The sequence below is a fragment of the Falsochrobactrum shanghaiense genome, assembly GCF_003149535.1.
GTDB lineage: Bacteria > Pseudomonadota > Alphaproteobacteria > Rhizobiales > Rhizobiaceae > Brucella > Brucella shanghaiense.
In genome coordinates this window covers 67949-86372 of record NZ_QGDB01000009.1, presented here as the reverse complement: position 1 = coordinate 86372, position 18424 = coordinate 67949, and the positions used below count along the sequence as shown (strand labels likewise).

Here is an 18424-nt window from a genome sequence, read left to right as displayed (position 1 = left end):
CCAGCCGCCTGCTGAACTGGAAAGAGGCAGGGCATTATTCCGAAAGCTGCTGATGGAAGCGGGAAGGCGGTTATCGCGGCGTTGTTGCATGGAGGCAAATTAGGGCAGCTTCCAGTCTTTGATGTTTGTTTACAGATTTTCAGCCTTCACACGGACGGAATTCGGGCGTGGGAATGCCAGCATTCGATTGAGAATGCGGCACCCGAGTTTTATCTCGGTTTCCTGATTGGCAAATGCGCGTGAATGAAGAGAATTGCCGTTGATTGATTTATATCGGCCCATCGTCATTTCCACGTTGGAACGCCTACCATAATTGGTTATGGGTTGCCACTTCATCCGGCCATGCTCTGCGATTGTGCTACTATGCCAGTCAAGTTGATCCGGTGGGCCATAAATGTTTTCTGGGAGCAGTCGTGCGAGTGGTGGAACAATGATGCTGGCACCTGGGCTGTGATGTCGAGGTGATCTATAGGTTTCATCACTATCGTAAGCTCCATCAGCGGTGCAGTTGGCAATCAACCGGTCAATCTGTTCAAGCAGATCTGTGATCTGGCTGATGTCGCTGCTGTTCTGATCGATCAACACTTCAGCGATGATCTCACCCATGTCAGCATCCACTGCAGGATGCAGTTTGCGCCATTTCTCGGAGATTTGCAGCCATGCTTGTCCTCAAGCCACTGGCCTGCACCATTAATCTTCAATCCTGTGCTATCGATGAGAACATGAATGGGGTCATCCGATGCGGCTGTCTTGTGACGAACCAAAGCCTTCGAAAGCGACAAGCTGGAACAGCGTCTGCTCAATGTCGTATGATCAGGGACTGGTAGATCAAGATCCATCAACTGCAACAGTGACGACATCAAGCTTTCGGTCTGACGTAAGGGCTGATGGAAGACGATGCCACACAGGAAAGATGTTTCAATCGCCAGATCAGAATAGCACGATTGGCCACCGGGTGTTGTCCGTTGCGGAGCCACCCAGCCTGAAATCGTAGCTTCACTGATCCAGAAGGTGATGCTGCCACGCTGACGCAAACCGGCTTTGTACTCAGGCCAGTTTTTAACCCTGAACTTCTGCAACGGTATCCGATGACGGTGAACAGCGTTGTGTTTGAAAGGCATGAGCGTGATCCAAAAGACCAAAAACTCAACTGGTAAAGCCTAGCTCTGTAAGTTCAGTAAACCGAAGGGGATGTCCATGCACCAGCGTCGCCCGGACCCACCCGGAAATGAAGGGAGATCTGTGGCTACAGCATGCGGATCATCAGCTTTACATAAGCAAGAAAAATAGACGCAAACAGATCGCGATAATGGAATTCTGACCAGGATCCATTTTCAGGAGATGAGAGGCAGCGCGGGATGGCGATACTTCGCCATCTGGCGTGGTTTTAGTGCCGCTCAGCGATATGTGAGCATGGAGTGAGCGGTTCCTGCGTCTGGGCGTTTCAATAAGACCGCATGACGCCGTAGATGACTGTGAAAAACCAATTCCCATTGCCGCAATATAAAGTTATCAGACAACCATACAACGAGATTTCTGTGATTGCTTGCCAGTAGCCTATATGGCAGGCATTTAAACAATGTGAGGAACGTTCAGAATGCATATTACGATTATCGGCGCGGCAGGTATGGTTGGCCGAAAGCTTTCTGCGCGATTGGCGAAAGACGGCAATCTGGGTGGCAAGCCGATCACCAAATTGTCTCTGGTCGATGTGATCGCAGCCGAAGCGCCGGACGGCTTTACCGGTGAAGTGCAATCCATTGCGGCAAATATTGCCGATCCGGCAACAGCAGAGACAATTGTTGCAGGTCGTCCAGACGTGATTTTCCATCTGGCCGCTATTGTATCAGGCGAAGCGGAGCTTGATTTCGATAAGGGCTACAGCATTAACCTTGATGGAGCGCGCTATCTGTTCGATGCGATTCGTCTGGCCAATGCTGCCGACGGCTACAAGCCGCGTGTCGTCTTCACATCGTCGATCGCGGTCTTCGGTTCGCCGCTTCCTTACCCGATCCCGGATGATTTCCATACGACGCCGCTTACAAGCTACGGCACGCAGAAGGCTATTGGCGAACTGCTGCTGGCCGATTACACCCGCCGCGGTTTCTTTGATGGCATCGGCATTCGTCTGCCGACCATTTGCATTCGTCCGGGCAAGCCAAACGCGGCTGCATCCGGTTTCTTCTCCAATATTCTGCGTGAGCCGCTTGTTGGTCAGGAAGCTGTTTTGCCGGTTCCCGATACGGTTCGTCACTGGCACGCATCGCCACGCTCGGCTGTCGGTTTTCTCATTCATGGTGCAACCATGGATCTGGAAAAGGTTGGCCCGCGTCGCAATCTGTCCATGCCGGGCCTGAGCGCAACCGTTGCCGAGCAGATCGAAGCATTGCGTAGCATTGCCGGTGAAGATGCTGTTAAGCTGATCCGGCGTGAGCCAAATGAAATGATCATGAAAATGGTCGATGGCTGGGCACCGGGCTTTGAAGCAAAGCGCGCGACCGAGCTGGGCTTTACCGCTGATGCCTCGTTTGAGGATATCATTCGCGCGCATATTGAAGATGAAATGGGAGGCTCTCTTTGAGTAATGCTGCTACGTCTGCAAAGGACGTCAAAATAGCTTTCCTCGGAACCGGTTTGATGGGCGCGCCTATGGCGCGCCGTCTCCTTGATGCCGGTCTGGCGGTTACAGCCTGGAACCGCGACGGAACGAAGGCGCAGCCTCTGACTGCCGATGGTGCAAGGATTGCTGCAACGGCAGCGGAAGCTGCCCAAGGCGCCGATGTCGTCATTACCATGCTGACCGATGGCAGTGCGGTTGAAGATGTGCTGTTTACGCAGGGCGTCGCCGCAGCGCTCGAAAAGGGTGCGACGGTCATCGATATGAGCTCGATCGCCCCGGCATTTGCCCGCGAACATGCGCAAAAACTGGCACAATCGGGCATTCGCCATATCGATGCCCCTGTATCGGGTGGTGTTGCGGGCGCGTCTGCCGGCACGCTTGCCATAATGGCTGGCGGCGAGGCAGATGTCGTTGCCGAATTGGCCGGCGTGTTTGCCCCGATGGGCCGTGTGACCCGTGTAGGCCCCAGCGGTTCCGGTCAATTGGCAAAGCTTGCCAATCAGCAGATCGTGGCCGTCACCATTGGCGCGCTCGCCGAAGCTATGGTTCTGGTGGAAGCGGGTGGCGGCTCGCGCGAAGCATTCCGCGATGCCATTCGTGGCGGTTTCTGCGAAAGCCGTATTCTTGAACTGCATGGCAAACGCATGATTGATCGCGATTTCGAGCCGGGCGGGGCATCGCGCAACCAGCTTAAAGATTTGCGCGCAGTGCTTGCAACCGCCAGGGATTTGTCTCTGAGCCTTCCTCTGACAGAAGCAGTTTCAGCTGAATTTACCGAATTTGTTGATGGCGGTGGCGGAGAAACCGATCACAGCGCCTTGCTGATGCATCTGGAAAGCAAGAATGGCGGACGGGGAGCAAAATCCTGACATGAATACACAAGAACCGAAGCGCCGTTTGCGCTCGCAGGACTGGTTTGACAACCCTGATCATATCGATCTGACGGCGCTTTATCTGGAACGCTTCATGAATTCCGGCGTCACGCCGGAAGAGTTGCGTTCCGGCAAGCCGATCATCGGCATCGCGCAGAGCGGCAGCGATCTGACGCCTTGCAACCGTCATCATGTCGATCTCGCCAAGCGGGTTCGCGATGGCATTCGCGATGCGGGCGGTATTCCGATTGAATTTCCAACTCATCCAATGTTCGAGAATTGCAAGCGCCCGACTGCGGCTCTTGATCGCAATCTCGCTTATCTGGGACTGGTGGAAATTCTCTATGGTTACCCGATTGATGGCGTTGTGCTGACAACCGGCTGCGACAAGACCACACCATCGGCATTGATGGCGGCTTCAACCGTTGATATTCCGGCCATCGTTCTGTCGGGTGGTCCAATGCTCGATGGCTGGCACGAAGGCACACTGGCCGGTTCCGGCACGGTGATCTGGCGTTCGCGCCGCAAGCTTGCTGCTGGCGAAATCGATGAGGAAGAATTTCTCGACGCTGCGATGGAATCCGCGCCATCCATCGGCCATTGCAATACCATGGGGACAGCTTCGACCATGAACGCCATGGCGGAAGCTTTGGGCATGTCCCTGACGGGCTGCGCGGCTATTCCTGCCGCTTATCGTGGCCGTGGCCAGATGGCATATCGCACGGGTCGCCGTGCGGTTGAACTGGTGCTCGAAGACATCAAGCCATCCAATATTCTCAACCGCGAAGCATTCCTCAATGCAATCCGCGTAAATTCGGCGATTGGCGGTTCGACCAATGCACAGCCGCATCTGGCTGCCATGGCCAAGCATGCAGGCGTTGATCTGCGCCCTGAGGATTGGCAGGTGCATGGCTATGATATTCCGCTTCTGGCAAATGTTCAGCCGGCAGGGGAATATCTTGGCGAAAAATTCCATCGTGCCGGGGGCGTTCCTGCGATCATGTGGGAATTGATGCAGGCTGGAAAATTGTCGGGCGATGTGCTGACCGTGACCGGAAAGACGATGGCCGAAAACCTTGAGAATCGCGAAGCGAGTGATCGCGATGTGATTTATCCTTATGCTCAGCCTCTCAAAGAAAGCGCAGGCTTTCTGGTTCTCAAAGGCAATTTGTTTGACTTTGCCATTATGAAAACCTCGGTGATTTCGGAAGAATTCCGCAACCGTTATCTGATGGAGCCGGGGCGCGAAGGTGTGTTTGAAGGCAAGGCTGTCGTCTTCGACGGCTCCGAAGACTACCACGCACGTATTGAAGACCCCCAGCTTGGCATTGATGAAAACACCATTCTGGTTATTCGCGGGGCAGGGCCTCTTGGCTGGCCCGGTTCAGCAGAAGTGGTCAATATGCAGCCCCCGGCGGCATTGCTCAAGCGTGGCATTTCCAGTCTGCCGACCATTGGTGATGGTCGCCAGTCAGGCACGGCAGACAGCCCCTCAATCCTCAACGCTTCGCCGGAAAGTGCGGCGGGCGGCGGATTGGCATGGGTGCGCACCGGCGATGTTATTCGCATCGACTTCAATCAAGGTCTTTGCGATATGCTCGTCGATGATGCGGTGATTGCCGCGCGTCGGCAGGAAGGCATTCCGGCAGTCCCGGCAGATGCAACGCCCTGGCAGAAAATCTATCGTCAGACAGTGACGCAACTGTCCGACGGTGCTGTTATTGATGGTGCGTCGGATTTCCGCCAGATTGCGAAAACCCCACCACGACATAACCACTAATTACTACACGCGAAAAAGCCGCCCGTTGCAAAACCGGCGGCTTTTTTGTGTCTGCCGATTGACGGCTTGCATTTACCGTCGTACTAAATCATATCAACCTATCATACAGGTTCGCAGGAATCAGTCGATGGAAACCGTCAACGATACGCCAATCTCATTGGTCAGCACCGTTATCGGCGCTCTGACCGAGCGCATTCGGCAGGAAGAACTTAATCCTGGGGATCGTCTTCCGAGTGAAGGCGATATTGCGCGTGAATTGAACGTATCGCGCACGGTTGTACGTGAGGCGTTTCAGTCGCTGGCCGCTCTTCGCTTGATTGAACTCAATGCCGGCAAGCGTGCAACCATTGCAGAACTTGATTTCTCGTCGATGGCGCCGCTGATTGACCATGGTATTTCGACCGACCAGATCACCATCCAGCAGATTTATGATGTGCGCCGGACGATCGAGATCCGCACGGCCGCACTTGCCGCATTGCGCCGTACAGACGCCCAGGCGGAGCTTCTGTGCCAGCTTGCAAGCCAGATGGCCGTGGATGTGGACGCCCCCGAAGCCGTGATGGAACATGATTTGCAGTTTCATCGCGAAATCGCACGGGCCAGCAAGAACCCGGTGTTCTCCATCATCGTTGGTGCCTTTGAAGGCGCTACACGAAAGACATGGCCCGTTGGCTGGCGCAGCCGTGCAACCTCACGTGAGCAATCCTTCATGCTCAATATTCACCGCGATATTGCTGGGGCAATCAAGGCAGGCGATCCGCAGGCCGCTCAGGCGCATATGGCAATCCATTTTGACGAAAGTGTTCGCGCTCTGCTCAATGCAGGCATTTTGTAAGGTGTAACTCCCATGAAAATTACCGCAATTGAAACCGTTCGTATTGAAGAGCGCCCAAACCTGCTTTGGGTTCAGGTGCATACGGATGAAGGTCTGGTCGGCCTTGGCGAAACCTTCTTCATGTCGAAGACGGTTGAAGCCTATATCCACGAATATATTGCGCCACGCGTGATTGGTCGCGATCCGTTGCAGATTGATCTGCTGGCAAATGAACTGGTTGGCTATCTCGGCTTTCGCTCATCCGGTGCCGAAGTGCGCGGCAATTCGGCTTTCGATATTGCCTTGTGGGATCTGTTTGGTAAGGCAACCAACCAGCCGATTGCGCAATTGCTTGGCGGTTTCAGCCGGCAGGAAATCCGCACCTACAACACATGTGCAGGCGTGGAATACATCAAGAAGGCAACCGGCCAGCAGTCGAACAACTATGGCCTGTCTGGCGGCGATGCCAAATATGACGACCTGAACGGCTTTCTGCATCGCGCCGATGAGCTTGCGCACTCGTTGCTCGAAGACGGTATCACGGCAATGAAAATCTGGCCGTTTGATATGGCGGCAGAAAAAACACGCGGCCAATATATTTCCGCTCCCGATTTGCGCGCAGCACTGGAGCCGTTTGAAAAAATTCGCTCCGCTGTTGGCGACAAGATGGACATCATGGTTGAGTTCCATTCCATGTGGCAATTGCTGCCCGCCATGCAGATTGCGCGTGAACTGAATCAATACAAGACGTTCTGGCATGAAGATCCGATCAAAATGGATAGTCTCAGCAGCCTGAAACGCTATGCAGAAGTCAGCCATGCGCCGATTTCAGCTTCTGAAACGCTGGGGTCGCGGTGGGCTTTCCGGGATTTGCTTGAAACCGGTGCTGCGGGCGTGATGATGCTCGACATAAGCTGGTGCGGCGGCCTCTCGGAAGCACGTAAAATTGCATCCATGGCGGAAGCGTGGCATCTGCCGGTTGCGCCGCATGATTGCACTGGGCCGGTCGTTCTTTGCGCCTCAACTCATCTGTCGCTCAATGCGCCCAATGCGCTCGTTCAGGAAAGCGTGCGTGCCTTCTACAACACCTGGTATCGCGATCTGGTAACGGCTCTTCCGGAAGTAAAAAATGGCATGATTACCGTGCCTCCGGGTGCAGGATTGGGAATGGAGTTGAACCCTGAAATGGATAAAGCCTATACGGTTGTCCGTCAGGCCACTGACAAAAACGATATTTAAGTGTAATGGAGCACCGGCCTGAGGGAATTGGGCCGGTGTTTTCGCCCTCAGTGTCCGGAAAAATGGCGCTTGTTCCGCTGATTTTCAACATATTTAGTGGGGCCTGAATAAGTTTCTCCGAGAATATGTGCAACGATGCAACCTAAGGCTGGACACATAGATAAGCACCGATTAGAAGGCAGATTGGAGGAGTTGTCAGACATCCTGACAATAGTACGGGTCGAGGCATGCGCTCGGCTTTTGATGTGGAGGAACGCCATTGACGGCCAAACACATGCATACGGCACATTCCGTTCTGCCTGATGGCAGCCGGTTTCGTGATCTATCGACATTGGCTTCTCGTTCCCTGTTGGAAGGGGAAAGGCATGTCGATGATTTGGCCGATGCCGCTTATGGTCCTGATATTGGTCCGCTTGGCAGTTGCCAAAGCAGGCAGCCTCGGCAGGTTTTAGTGCCTGCGGAATTTCAATCGATTAAGGCAGCTGGCGTCACTATTGCTGGCGGCATACATGGACCCGTCATTGAAAAACAGGCCAAGGGTGGTCCATCCAGAATTCGCATAATCCGTGAAAAGCTGGCGTCTGTCATTGGCGACGCGGGTGCCAGACGCCCCCAGTGGTCATTTGGCACCCGCGCTTATCCACAACTCCAGTCTCGTAAACTATTAGATCGTGTATGATGGAGGCTTTATGAAAAAAGCTACCGATCTCTTCTTTGGTTTTGTCGGGGCGTTGATGGTGTTCAGTCTGGCCGCTATGGCGGCTATGGTGTTCCTCAATGTCGTGCTCCGCTATGCCGCAAATTCCGGGCTGAATGTCTCGGACGAACTATCGCGTTATTTCTTTATCTGGGTCAGCTTTATCGGTGCGGTTCTCACCTTCCGGGAAAACAACCATCTCGGCATTGAAACCCTTGTCGCGAAATTTTCCCGCAAGGGACGCCTGGTCTGCATGGTCATCGTCAATGTGATTATTGCGTTTTGTGCGGCCGTGTTCTTCTGGGGCACCTGGAAGCAGTCCGGGATCAACGCCAGCATGCATGCGCCTGTCACCGGGCTGCCGATGATTTTCGTCTACGGCGTCGGCATGTTTACAGGCGGCGGCATTTTCATTATCGCGCTGGAACGCCTGTGGCGTTTGCTGACCGGGCGTATAACTGACGATGAAATTGCTCATTTCGCCGGTGAAAATCTTTCTCTCGAAGAGTTGGCGGAGCGATAAGATGACTCTACTTGTATTCGTCAGCTCACTTTTGGGCTCGATGGCGATTGGCCTCCCGGTCGCTTTCGCCTTGATGTTCTGCGGCATCGTTCTGATGACCTATATGGGCATGTTCAACACGCAGATCATTGCGCAGAACATGATTGCAGGCGTCGATTCTTTTACGCTTCTTGCCATTCCGTTCTTCATCCTCGCAGGTGAGTTGATGAATTCGGGCGGCTTGTCCAAGCGCATCATTGATTTCGCCATTGCCTGTGTCGGCCATATTCGCGGTGGCCTGGGTATTGTTGCCATTCTTGCAGCAATCATTATGGCCAGCGTGTCCGGTTCTGCTGCGGCAGATACCGCAGCGCTTGCAGCAATCCTCATTCCGATGATGGCACGCGCCGGTTACAATGTGCCGCGTTCGGCAGGTCTGATGGCCGCGGGCGGCATCATCGCTCCGGTTATTCCACCTTCTATGGCATTTATCGTATTCGGTGTTGCGGCAAACGTATCGATCACCAAGCTGTTCATGGCCGGCATTTTCCCCGGTCTGCTGATGGGCCTCGCCTTGACGATCACCTGGCTGATCGTCGTTCGCAAGGACAAGATCGAAACCTTGCCAAAGCAGTCAGGCGCTGAGCGTTGGGCGGCAACGGGACGTGCATTGTGGGCACTTGGCATGCCTGCAATCATTCTTGGCGGTATCCGCATGGGCGTCATGACGCCAACGGAAGCGGCGGTTGTTGCAGCCATGTATGCGCTGTTCGTCGGTTTGTTCGTCTATCGTGAACTCAAGCTGGTCGATCTTTACGGCGTTTTCTTTCGCGCTGCAAAAACAACGTCGGTCATCATGTTTCTCGTCGCAGCCGCGCTGGTTTCCTCGTGGCTGATTACGGCAGCGAATATCCCGGCAGAAATCACGGGCTATATCGAACCGCTGATCGAAAATCCGAAACTGCTGATGTTTGCGATCATGATTCTCGTATTGATCGTGGGTACGGCGCTGGATCTCACGCCTTCGATCCTCATCCTGACGCCTGTTTTGATGCCTATCATCAGCAAGGCGGGAATTGATCCGGTCTACTTTGGCGTGATGTTCGTGATGAATACATGTATCGGCCTGATCACGCCTCCAGTGGGCGTTGTCCTCAATGTCGTCAGTGGCGTTTCAAAAGTGCCGCTCGGCAAGGTGGTGATAGGGGTCTGGCCTTTCCTAGTGTCTCAGGTGGTGGTCCTGTTCTTGCTGGTTCTGTTCCCTGAACTCGTCATCGTACCAATGAATTGGCTTTACTAGTGGAATTACGAAACTGAAGTCTCTGTCAAAGAACAACAGAGACTTCAGTTTTGTCACTGTAATCCATGTGTGTTTGACTATAGCAACCGTTATCCTTAGGGAGGATACTATGAAAAAACTGACATTGCTTGCAACATCTGCGCTGATTTCGTTCGCAGTCACTGCTCCGGCCTTGGCTGATTTTCAGACGCGTAATATCCGCGTTTCCAACGGCATCAACGAAGATCATCCGGTCGGCAACGGTATCAAGGTCATGAATGCCTGCCTGGACGAAAAGTCGGGCGGCAAGATGAAGATCACTGCTTTCTGGGGCGGTGCTCTGGGTGGTGACCTTCAGGCAACACAGGCGCTTCGTTCGGGCGTTCAGGAAGGCGTCGTAACCTCTTCTTCGCCGCTGGTTGGCATTCTGCCCGCACTTGGCGTATTCGATCTTCCATTCCTGTTTGCCAACGCTGAGGAGGCTGACGCTGTTATGGACGGCGAATTCGGCGACATGATGAGCGAGAAGCTTGCCTCCGTCGGTCTGGTTAATCTCGGCTATTGGGAAAACGGTTTCCGCAACCTTTCCAACTCCAAGCGCCCGGTTAACAAGTGGGAAGACTTCGATGGAATGAAGGTTCGCGTTATGCAGAACAACATCTTCCTCGACACATTCCAGAATCTTGGTGCGAACGCTACGCCAATGGCCTTTGGTGAAATTTTCTCCGCTCTGGAAACCAAGGCGATCGACGCGCAGGAAAATCCTTATGTAACGATCGACACTTCCAAGTTCTACGAAGTTCAGAAATACGTAACGGAAACCAACCACGCTTACACGCCGTTCCTGTTCCTCTTCTCGAAGCCGATCTTCGACAGCTATTCGCCGGAAGAGCAGGCCGCACTGCGTGAATGCGCCAAGGTTGGTCGTGACGAAGAACGCAAGGTTATTCGCGAACTGAACCTCAAGTCACTTGAGAAGATCAAGGAAGCTGGTGTCGAAGTGAACGAACTCTCACCTGAAGAGCAGGATCGTTTCCGTGAAAAATCCAAGATCGTTTACGAAAAGCACAAGGATGAGATCGGCGCGGACGTTATCGACCACGTCCAGAAAATTCTTGCGGAACTCCGCAAGGGCTGACTCTATAAAATAGAGTAAAAATAAAGCCGCGTGATGCAAGTCACGCGGCTTTATAATTTGGGCCATGTAAGTTGGGGCCGGAACAAGATTTGTTTCCCCAGACACGCTAAGGTCGAACGGACGGTGAACGTTATGCAGCGCGCAGGATACGGCCCGGAAGTCGCAAGGGCCTGAAGCCTTCGGGCATCTGCTGCTTGATGTCCCAGGAATAGATGCCGGTGAGATTTATGTGCTCCCAATTGAGCGGCGAGACGTGCTTCAGCAGATTGTCGGGAATATGTCGGCCCCGCTGGCGCAGACGGTCCGTTGCCCGGCTGAGATAGAGGGTTTTCCAATGTACGATGGCACTGACCACCAGGTTGAGCCCGGAAGCCCGGAACGCCTGGCTGTCAAAGGAGCGATCGCGGATTTCGCTGCGCTCGTGGAAGAAGACGGCACGCTTGAGCTTGCGCGCGGCCTCGCCCTTGTTGAGACCGGCCTGACAGCGTCGCCACACTGCCGGGCTGGAATACCACTCGATCATGAACAGCGTGCGCTCGATGCGGCCGAGCTCGCGCAACACCTTGGCCAGATCGCTGGATTTCGACGAGGCGGACAATCTCTTGAGGCTCGCCGACGGCGCGACGGTGCGCGTCGTGATCGACGGCAGCACCACGGTTAAGGCGTTGGCCGAAATCGGAGTTAGGGTCTATTGCCTCGCGCTTGGCCGCGCCGATCTCACCAGCTTGGCCGCCCTTCGACACTCAGCGAAAAGCAGAAGCAGGTAAGCGAGGATCTCGCGGCGGGAACGAGCATTTTAGCCATCGCCAGGAAATTTGCGACCAGCCGCCAAACGACCATGCGGGTTCGTGACGAAGGCTCACGGGCCGTTCGACCTTAGCGTGTCTGGGGGAATAAATCTTGCCCCGACCCTGATATCCTAACAGCGATATTGGTAAAGACAACCATCGGCCTCAACGCCGGGATCATCAGCCGCAATTCAGGCACGGCGGGGCTGCTGTCAATCAAGGGAGTCAGGAGTGCCTAGATGGTTTACACTATAATTCGCATCGCTGGAGCTCATCCGTGGCCTCGATGCGAAGCAGGTTCCGCTTCCCCCGATGCCGAGCGCTGCCATGACTGCCGCAGGAAAGTGGTATGGCGTGCAGCGTGACAGGCCACGCCCGGCTGACTGTGAAACCGGCATATGAAACTGCGGTATGCCATCCTCGCGGCTTGTCAACATGATGACGATATGGCAAATGCCATCGTAATCACCTTGGACCCGGTGAAATTCCGGGTGGCTCTTCCGGCCGCCGATCCGCCGGACACTCAAAATTAAAGCTCGGCCTTATTGTCCGGCGCGCCAGCGTGATCCGGGAGGGCTGTAACTGTGTACCAATGTTCTTTGCAGAAACGATCCGCCGTAACTGGTTCTCCAACATTCGCGCCGACATTCTTGCCGGCATCGTCGTCGCGCTGGCCCTGATCCCCGAGGCCATCGGCTTTTCCATCATTGCGGGTGTCGACCCGCGCGTTGGCCTCTACGCCTCGGTGATCATCGCTATTGTCATTTCATTCACCGGCGGCCGGCCGGCAATGATTTCGGCGGCGACTGCCGCAACTGCGGTGCTGTTCGGCGCGCTCGTTCGCGAGCACGGGCTTCAATATCTCCTGGCCGCCACCATACTTGCCGGCGTCATTCAGATTATTGCGGGCTGGTTGCGCGTCGGCGCGATCATGCGCTTTGTCTCGCGCTCGGTGATGACGGGCTTCGTCAATGCACTCGCCATCCTGATCTTCATGGCGCAGCTTCCGGAACTGCTGGGTGTGACATGGGAAACCTATGTGCTGATCGCAGCCGGCCTCGCCATCATTTATCTCTTCCCGCGACTGACCACGAAAATCCCTTCGCCTCTGGTCTGCATCCTTGTTCTGACCGCTCTCGCGATCACGCTTGGCATCGATATCCGCACGGTCGCCGATCTTGGCGAGTTGCCGGATGTCTTGCCCGTCCTGCTGTTTCCTGACGTCCCGCTCAATCTTGAAACACTCTGGGTCATCCTGCCCACCTCGATCGCCGTGGCCGCCGTCGGCCTGCTGGAAAGCCTGCTGACTGCGTCCATCGTCGATCAGATGACCGACACCAGCAGCGACAAGAACCGCGAGAGCATCGGCCAGGGTATCGCCAATATCGCCAGCGGCCTGTTCGGCGGCATGGCCGGCTGCGCCATGATCGGACAGTCGGTGATCAATGTGAGGTCGGGTGGACGCACGCGGCTTTCGACCTTCACCGCAGGCGCTTTCCTTCTTTTCCTGCTGATCGCACTTGGCGATCTGGTCGGCTTCATCCCCATGCCGGCGCTCGTCGCTATCATGATCATGGTGTCGATCGGCACGTTCCGCTGGTCGTCGCTTGGCGATCTTTTCCATCACCCAAGGCGCTCCAGCATCGTCATGCTCGCCACAGTCATCACGGTGGTGGGAACGCATAATCTGGCGCTTGGCGTCGGGGTCGGCGTGCTGCTGTCGGGCATATTCTTTGCCTGGAAAGTGGCGCAGATTTTTCGCGTTACCTCGACGCTGTCGGAAGACGGCGGGCATCGCTACTATCGCATCGAAGGCCAGATTTTCTTCGCCTCGGCCGACGCGTTTCTCGCAGCTTTCGACTTCGCTGAGGCAATCGGGCGAGCCACCATCGATGTCAGCAAAGCGCATATCTGGGACCTGACCGGCGTCAACGCAATCGACGTGGCGGTGCTGAAATTCCGCAAGGCGGGCACCGATGTTGAGGTCGTCGGCCTCAATGATGCCAGTGCCACCATCATGGACAAACTCGCCATGCACGACCAGCCCAATGCCATGGAGAAGGTTCTGGGGCATTAGGTGCGACCGGTAATGTCTCCGGGGTCACGCGGCTGGCCAGAGAGACGGTGCAGGGCTATATTCGTGAGCTGCGTCTGCAGCAGCTTTTACGCCTGCTGCAAAAAGAGCAGGCCAATGTGCCGATCAACATGCTGGCGCAGCGCTGCGGGTTTTACAATACGCCCAACGTCAACCGGGTGTTTCGCAATCGCTTCGGCATGAGCCCGAGCGAGGCGCGGGCGCCAGCGAATCGACATCGGAACGCCGACCGGTAGACGGTCTTTCCGGAACAAAATATGCGGACTGTGCCTATAATCCTGCGTTTTGGACGTAAAGAGCCCATTTTGTGGAGGCGCTGCTTACCGCTTATTTTTCAACGGCTTTATAGTCCAAACTCGGAAACTGTATCGGGCTGATTGTTGCGGACGGCCCGAAATCCCGCTCATATCAGGGTTGATACGACGGATTGCCTGTTGGATAGGGGGGCTAATATGAAATTGGGTTCAGTGGCGATAGTAAATCGCAGTCGTTCGAATGTAAGATCGGTAACCGTTCACGACCTCACCGTTCAGGCTTCCGAGTTGGAACCCAATAGCATTCCGCCGCAAGTGAAGGTCGCGGTGCTCTCCGAGAAGGATGGTAACAAAAACGTTTCAGTCCAGGGCTGGCTACGATCCACCTTGGCGCGGGTATCGATCTCGTTTGAATCTGAAGAGGCGGACGAATCTGAAGAGGCGGACGTTTGGTTCGATTTATTCGGATAGAGCCATTTTCCCTTGACCTTCACATAGAGGTCTCGTCAAGGTTCCATTTGCGTGTCACCGGGCGCTTTCTTCTATTGAACTGGTCAAGCAGCTTTGGACTGAAATGAAGGACCCAACGATGCACAGTGGAATGGTCCATTGCAATGCCGCGTTCCGCCATTATTTCCTTCAGATCGCGCAGGCTCAGATTATACGCCAGATACCATCGCATGCATAAAAGGATCACTGACTTGTCGAAATGGCGGCCCTTGAACATCGGGAATTCTCTGATGAGGAAAATCCAAACTCTACATCCGTAATCCTTGACGAAAAGTTTGTAACAGATCTCTGCTGATCCCGTGCTCGCGGCAAATCTCAGCAGTCGGCATCCCCGCCGGTCCAATCATGGGCTCAATGCACATGGGTAAGCCAGCATATCTTCGACCATACGAAAGCTGAGTGGAAAGCGATAATACAGCCACACCGCCTCGGCGATGATCTTAGCGGGGAGGTGATGGCGGTGATAAAGCGAGGCGCGAACTTCAGTCATGTCACCTTATCAAAGCTCAAGATTGAACCAACGTTAACGTAACGGCGCCGTCCTTCCATATTTGCACCGTGTTCATGGGTAGTTACGGAATCGCGATGACGAACTGCCGCAACCCAAACCTGTATGTGGATGCAATGAAGTGGCGCGGTCACTCTCAAAAAGAGAGACCTGACAGACGATGTTATGTTCCAATGGATAATCAGCGAGAGTGGCGCGGTTTATGGTTTGCATTGTTCGCGAGGGCTTCTCGCTTTGAAATTTTTTCAAATTCGGACTCACATTAGAGCGGTGGAAGATGATAAATCTATTGAAAACTGTCGACAATTGACACATTATCGCTTTAAATCAGATAGGAGATACAATTGGCAGACTGGACAGGACGCGCAGTTCTCATAACGGGAGCATCAAAGAATATTGGACGTGCCATGGCCGAGGCCTTTGGAGCGCAGGGCGCGTCGGTCATGGTGCACACCAATCATGATCGACGAGCTGCCGAAGAAACAGTGGAAGCGGTGGTTAAGGCTGGCGGTTCCGGCAGTGTAATTTTGGGCAATCTCGAAGACCAGGAAACGCCGGCCCGCCTCGTGGCGGCGACCGTTGAAGCTTTTGGCCGGCTCGATTGTGTCGTTGCCAATGCGGCGGTCCGGCCTCACTGCAACTTTGCGCAGTTGACCTTTGCTCAATGGCGCCAGGTCATGGCGATTTCGCTGGATAGCGTGTTTTTGCTCGCACAGGCCGCTGGGCCGGAACTCGCCAAAAGCGATCGCGCTTCTTTTGTGTCCATTGGCGGATTGACGGCCCATACGGGTGCAAAAGATCGGCCGCATGTCATAGCAGCCAAGGCTGGGCTAAGTGGCCTCACCCGTGCGCTTGCACATGAATGGGGCGGGCAAGGGACGACTGTTAACTGTGTTGCACCAGGTTTGGTCGATACGGTTCGGGTGGGAGAAGCACCAGCTCATCATGTGCTTGACGGCAATGTGCTGCGGCGCTTCGGTACCGTGCAGGAGATCGCACAAGCGGTGCTTACGATTGCGGGACCGAACATGCGCTATGTGACAGGGCAAACCATTCATGTGAATGGCGGCGCTTACATGAGTTAGATATTTTTTATAATTGAGTATTGTAAATTGTTGACAGATGACGGAGGCGTGTTAGCATGTTTGTTAATAAGCCACAATATAGAAGGGATGAATAATGGCGTTTCTCGAATTGGAGGGTCTCGAGAAAAAATATGGCGACTTGACCGTTGTCAAAAGTATCAATCTTGCGGTTGAAAAGGGGCAGCTTGTTTGCCTTCTGGGTCCTTCTGGCTGTGGGAAAACCACGACCCTGCGATTGGTTGCAGGCTTTGTCGGAGCGTCAGGTGGGGAAATCCGGGTTGGTGGAAAGGTCGTTTCATCGGCCTCCAGTACCGTTGCGCCTGAGAACCGTAATATGTCGATGATTTTCCAGAGCTATGCACTTTGGCCGCATATGACCGTGTTCCAGAACGTTGCGTATGGTTTGCGGCTGCGCAAGGATCCGGAGGAGGAAGTCAATCGTCGGGTTCGAGAGATTCTGACAACCACGCAGCTTTTGCCTTTGGAAAAGCGGTATCCGGGTGAACTTTCCGGTGGCCAGCAACAACGTGTGTCTCTCGCGCGTGCTCTGGTCGTGAAGCCGGAAATCCTGCTTCTGGACGAGCCGTTGTCGAATCTCGACGCTAATCTTCGTGAGGAAATGCGGTTTGAAATTCGCCGCCTGCACGATGAATTCAAATACACCACCGTATACGTGACCCATGATCAGTCAGAGGCCATGACAACGGCTGATGTCATTGTGGTGATGAATAACGGTTATATTGAGCAATATGGCTCGCCTGAGGACATCTATGCACGACCGGAATCGGAATTTGTTGCTCGCTTCATTGGGGGCACGAACATTCTGACTGGAGATCGGTTGTCCGATACGAGCTTGGGTTCCAAGGGAGGTTTCACGCTGCAATGCGGTAGTGGCCGATTGGCGGAAAGTGGGCCGGGAGTTGCGTCCATCCGGCACCATGACATCCATATTGGTCGAGAACGCCGCTCCGACACGAACAGTGTCTCAGGAGCGGTGACCCGTCAGGTCTATATGGGGTCACATCGAGACTATCTCGTTGATATTCCTGGGGGGGAAACGGTTCGGGCTATTGCTCCTGTCGAGGTTGAGCTTCCGATTGGGTCTGAGGCCTGGTTGTATTTTCCAGAGGAGAAATGCCGGGCGCTTTCGCGCTGAGTAGATTTTAACATTGAGGTAAAGGGAGGATCTCAGAAATTGAAAAACCTAATAAAAACAGCAGCCCTGCTCACGGGCATAGCCATGGCGTCCGCAGCTTGGGCTGAAGCGCCGCAACCCTATTCAATCACACCGGAGTTGATAGCCGCAGCTAAAGAAGAAGGTCATGTAGTTTTCTACACCGCAACTGACGTTGCGGTTGCCGAAGCCGTTGCGGGATTGTTCCAGAAGACATATCCAGGTATTGAGGTTCAGGTTGAACGTTCCGGCTCGGAGCGGGTGTTCCAGCGTGTTGGCCAGGAAATTCCCTCAGGCATCAATAATGTGGATGTCGTCGAGACTTCCGATGCCGTGCATTTCGAGTACTTCAAGCGGGAAGGCTGGTTGCAGCAGGCGCTCCCACAGGAAGTTGCCGATAAATGGCCGGCGGATGAACGGGATGAAGACGGCTATTTTGCTGCCTACCGCGCACATCTTTCCGTTCTTGCCTATCGCTCTGATCAAGTTGATGAGGCTGATGTGCCCAAGACTTGGACTGATCTGCTTGATCCCAAATACAAGGGGCGCTTGGTAAAGGCGCATCCAGGTTATAGCGGGACGATCATGACTTCGACCTATGCATTGGTCAAATTACTTGGTTGGGATTATTTTGAAAAGCTGGGCAAGCAGGATGTCATGCAGGTTCAGTCTTCAACGGAACCACCAAAGAAGCTGGCACAGGGAGAGCGCCCCATCCAGGCAGATGGCAACGAATATAATGTGTTCCGACTGTTGGACGAAGGGGTGCCGGTCAAGATTGTCTATCCGGAAGAAGGTACACCTCTTGCCGTTGGTAATGCTGCGGTAATGGCTAACGCTCCGCACCCAAATGCTGCAAAGCTATTTTATGCATTCTTGTTTAGTAAGGATGCACAACAGCTCAACAGTGATCTGGGAGGTTTGCGCTCGTTCCACCCAGATGTTGTCGAGAAGGAAGGTCGTACGCCGCTGAGCGAGATTAAAATATTGCACGGTGATCCAGTCGAACTCGAAGGTATGATTTCCGAAATCAAGTCCAACTACGAAAAGTATTTTGGCACCTAAGAGG

At 54.3% G+C, this 18424-nt stretch carries 15 protein-coding genes, 4 pseudogenes and 1 other annotated feature; of the genes and pseudogenes, 16 read left to right on the top strand and 3 right to left on the bottom strand.

Translation table 11 applies throughout. From position 1 onward, the window contains the following. Positions 1-129: 129 nt before the first annotated feature. A pseudogene (locus DKP76_RS17250) lies at positions 130-1121 on the bottom strand (IS5 family transposase). Positions 1122-1597: 476 nt separating this feature from the next. On the opposite strand from DKP76_RS17250, the gene denD reads away from it, so the two are divergent. The 9 genes from denD (at position 1598) to DKP76_RS17205 (ending at position 10941) form a co-directional block, all read left to right on the top strand. Continuing rightward, positions 1598-2581, top strand: a complete 984-nt coding sequence (gene denD, locus DKP76_RS17240; RefSeq protein ID WP_109707911.1) for a D-erythronate dehydrogenase — start codon at positions 1598-1600, stop codon at positions 2579-2581. Then, a complete protein-coding gene (locus DKP76_RS17235; RefSeq protein WP_109707910.1) occupies positions 2578-3489 on the top strand; it encodes an NAD(P)-dependent oxidoreductase in 912 nt (303 codons plus the stop codon). The genes denD and DKP76_RS17235 overlap by 4 nt, the downstream gene beginning before the upstream one ends. A gap of 1 nt (position 3490) precedes the next feature. Next, positions 3491-5272, top strand: coding sequence for an IlvD/Edd family dehydratase (locus DKP76_RS17230; protein ID WP_109707919.1), 1782 nt, complete (start codon positions 3491-3493; stop codon positions 5270-5272). Positions 5273-5399: 127 nt separating this feature from the next. Next, on the top strand, positions 5400-6107 hold the full coding sequence (locus DKP76_RS17225) for a FadR/GntR family transcriptional regulator (RefSeq protein ID WP_109707909.1): 708 nt from the start codon (positions 5400-5402) through the stop codon (positions 6105-6107). A 12-nt stretch (positions 6108-6119) separates the two neighbouring features. Continuing rightward, positions 6120-7325, top strand: a complete 1206-nt coding sequence (locus DKP76_RS17220; RefSeq protein WP_109707908.1) for a mandelate racemase/muconate lactonizing enzyme family protein — start codon at positions 6120-6122, stop codon at positions 7323-7325. Positions 7326-7584: 259 nt separating this feature from the next. Then, complete coding sequence (locus DKP76_RS19080; protein ID WP_146198944.1) at positions 7585-8004, top strand: hypothetical protein; 420 nt, start codon at positions 7585-7587, stop codon at positions 8002-8004. Between the two features lie 10 nt (positions 8005-8014). Continuing rightward, complete coding sequence (locus tag DKP76_RS17215) at positions 8015-8545, top strand: TRAP transporter small permease (protein ID WP_109707907.1); 531 nt, start codon at positions 8015-8017, stop codon at positions 8543-8545. A 1-nt stretch (position 8546) separates the two neighbouring features. After that, entirely contained in the window at positions 8547-9824 is a 1278-nt protein-coding gene (locus DKP76_RS17210; protein ID WP_109707906.1) for a TRAP transporter large permease, read from the top strand. 109 nt (positions 9825-9933) lie between these two features. Beyond that, positions 9934-10941 (top strand): TRAP transporter substrate-binding protein, encoded by a 1008-nt coding sequence (locus tag DKP76_RS17205; protein WP_109707905.1) that lies wholly within the window; start codon positions 9934-9936, stop codon positions 10939-10941. A 130-nt stretch (positions 10942-11071) separates the two neighbouring features. On the opposite strand, the pseudogene DKP76_RS17200 reads toward DKP76_RS17205, so the two are convergent. Beyond that, positions 11072-11584, bottom strand: a pseudogene (locus DKP76_RS17200) (Tn3 family transposase); the annotation flags it as partial. Here DKP76_RS17200 and DKP76_RS17195 point away from each other — a divergent pair. The 4 genes and pseudogenes from DKP76_RS17195 to DKP76_RS19500 form a co-directional block, all read left to right on the top strand. Further along, positions 11571-11821 (top strand): annotated as a pseudogene (locus tag DKP76_RS17195) (helix-turn-helix domain-containing protein); the annotation flags it as partial. The pseudogenes DKP76_RS17200 and DKP76_RS17195 sit on opposite strands and share 14 nt — an antisense overlap. A gap of 377 nt (positions 11822-12198) precedes the next feature. Continuing rightward, positions 12199-12254, top strand: a sequence feature (sul1 is cis-regulatory element that is thought to sense ions involved in sulfur or methionine metabolism; They are found in Alphaproteobacteria). A gap of 67 nt (positions 12255-12321) precedes the next feature. Next, positions 12322-13806 carry a SulP family inorganic anion transporter gene (locus DKP76_RS17190; protein ID WP_109707903.1) on the top strand — a complete coding sequence of 495 codons (1485 nt, stop codon included), beginning with the start codon at positions 12322-12324 and terminating at the stop codon, positions 13804-13806. Positions 13807-13838: 32 nt separating this feature from the next. Continuing rightward, complete coding sequence (locus DKP76_RS17185) at positions 13839-14060, top strand: helix-turn-helix domain-containing protein (RefSeq protein WP_109707902.1); 222 nt, start codon at positions 13839-13841, stop codon at positions 14058-14060. A gap of 216 nt (positions 14061-14276) precedes the next feature. Then, positions 14277-14549 (top strand): hypothetical protein, encoded by a 273-nt coding sequence (locus tag DKP76_RS19500; RefSeq protein WP_199224847.1) that lies wholly within the window; start codon positions 14277-14279, stop codon positions 14547-14549. A gap of 409 nt (positions 14550-14958) precedes the next feature. On the opposite strand, the pseudogene DKP76_RS17175 reads toward DKP76_RS19500, so the two are convergent. Next, positions 14959-15078 (bottom strand): annotated as a pseudogene (locus DKP76_RS17175) (IS6 family transposase); the annotation flags it as partial. Between the two features lie 362 nt (positions 15079-15440). Between DKP76_RS17175 and DKP76_RS17170 the strand changes: the two are divergent. From DKP76_RS17170 to DKP76_RS17160, 3 genes are all read left to right on the top strand, one after another. After that, positions 15441-16181 (top strand): SDR family NAD(P)-dependent oxidoreductase, encoded by a 741-nt coding sequence (locus DKP76_RS17170; protein WP_199224845.1) that lies wholly within the window; start codon positions 15441-15443, stop codon positions 16179-16181. Positions 16182-16275: 94 nt separating this feature from the next. Further along, on the top strand, positions 16276-17337 hold the full coding sequence (locus tag DKP76_RS17165; RefSeq protein ID WP_109707901.1) for an ABC transporter ATP-binding protein: 1062 nt from the start codon (positions 16276-16278) through the stop codon (positions 17335-17337). Positions 17338-17376: 39 nt separating this feature from the next. Continuing rightward, positions 17377-18420: an ABC transporter substrate-binding protein gene (locus DKP76_RS17160; RefSeq protein WP_245410265.1), complete on the top strand. Its 1044-nt coding sequence runs from the start codon at positions 17377-17379 to the stop codon at positions 18418-18420. Positions 18421-18424: the final 4 nt, after the last annotated feature.

Bases quoted from the DNA above. Each gene is read 5' to 3' on its own strand.
- denD (WP_109707911.1), top strand. From the start codon at position 1,598: ATGCATATTACGATTATCGGCGCGGCAGGTATGGTTGGCCGAAAGCTT.
- DKP76_RS17230 (WP_109707919.1), top strand. From the start codon at position 3,491: ATGAATACACAAGAACCGAAGCGCCGTTTGCGCTCGCAGGACTGGTTT.
- DKP76_RS17225 (WP_109707909.1), top strand. From the start codon at position 5,400: ATGGAAACCGTCAACGATACGCCAATCTCATTGGTCAGCACCGTTATC.
- DKP76_RS17220 (WP_109707908.1), top strand. From the start codon at position 6,120: ATGAAAATTACCGCAATTGAAACCGTTCGTATTGAAGAGCGCCCAAAC.
- DKP76_RS17215 (WP_109707907.1), top strand. From the start codon at position 8,015: ATGAAAAAAGCTACCGATCTCTTCTTTGGTTTTGTCGGGGCGTTGATG.
- DKP76_RS17210 (WP_109707906.1), top strand. From the start codon at position 8,547: ATGACTCTACTTGTATTCGTCAGCTCACTTTTGGGCTCGATGGCGATT.
- DKP76_RS17205 (WP_109707905.1), top strand. From the start codon at position 9,934: ATGAAAAAACTGACATTGCTTGCAACATCTGCGCTGATTTCGTTCGCA.
- DKP76_RS17190 (WP_109707903.1), top strand. From the start codon at position 12,322: ATGTTCTTTGCAGAAACGATCCGCCGTAACTGGTTCTCCAACATTCGC.
- DKP76_RS19500 (WP_199224847.1), top strand. From the start codon at position 14,277: ATGAAATTGGGTTCAGTGGCGATAGTAAATCGCAGTCGTTCGAATGTA.
- DKP76_RS17165 (WP_109707901.1), top strand. From the start codon at position 16,276: ATGGCGTTTCTCGAATTGGAGGGTCTCGAGAAAAAATATGGCGACTTG.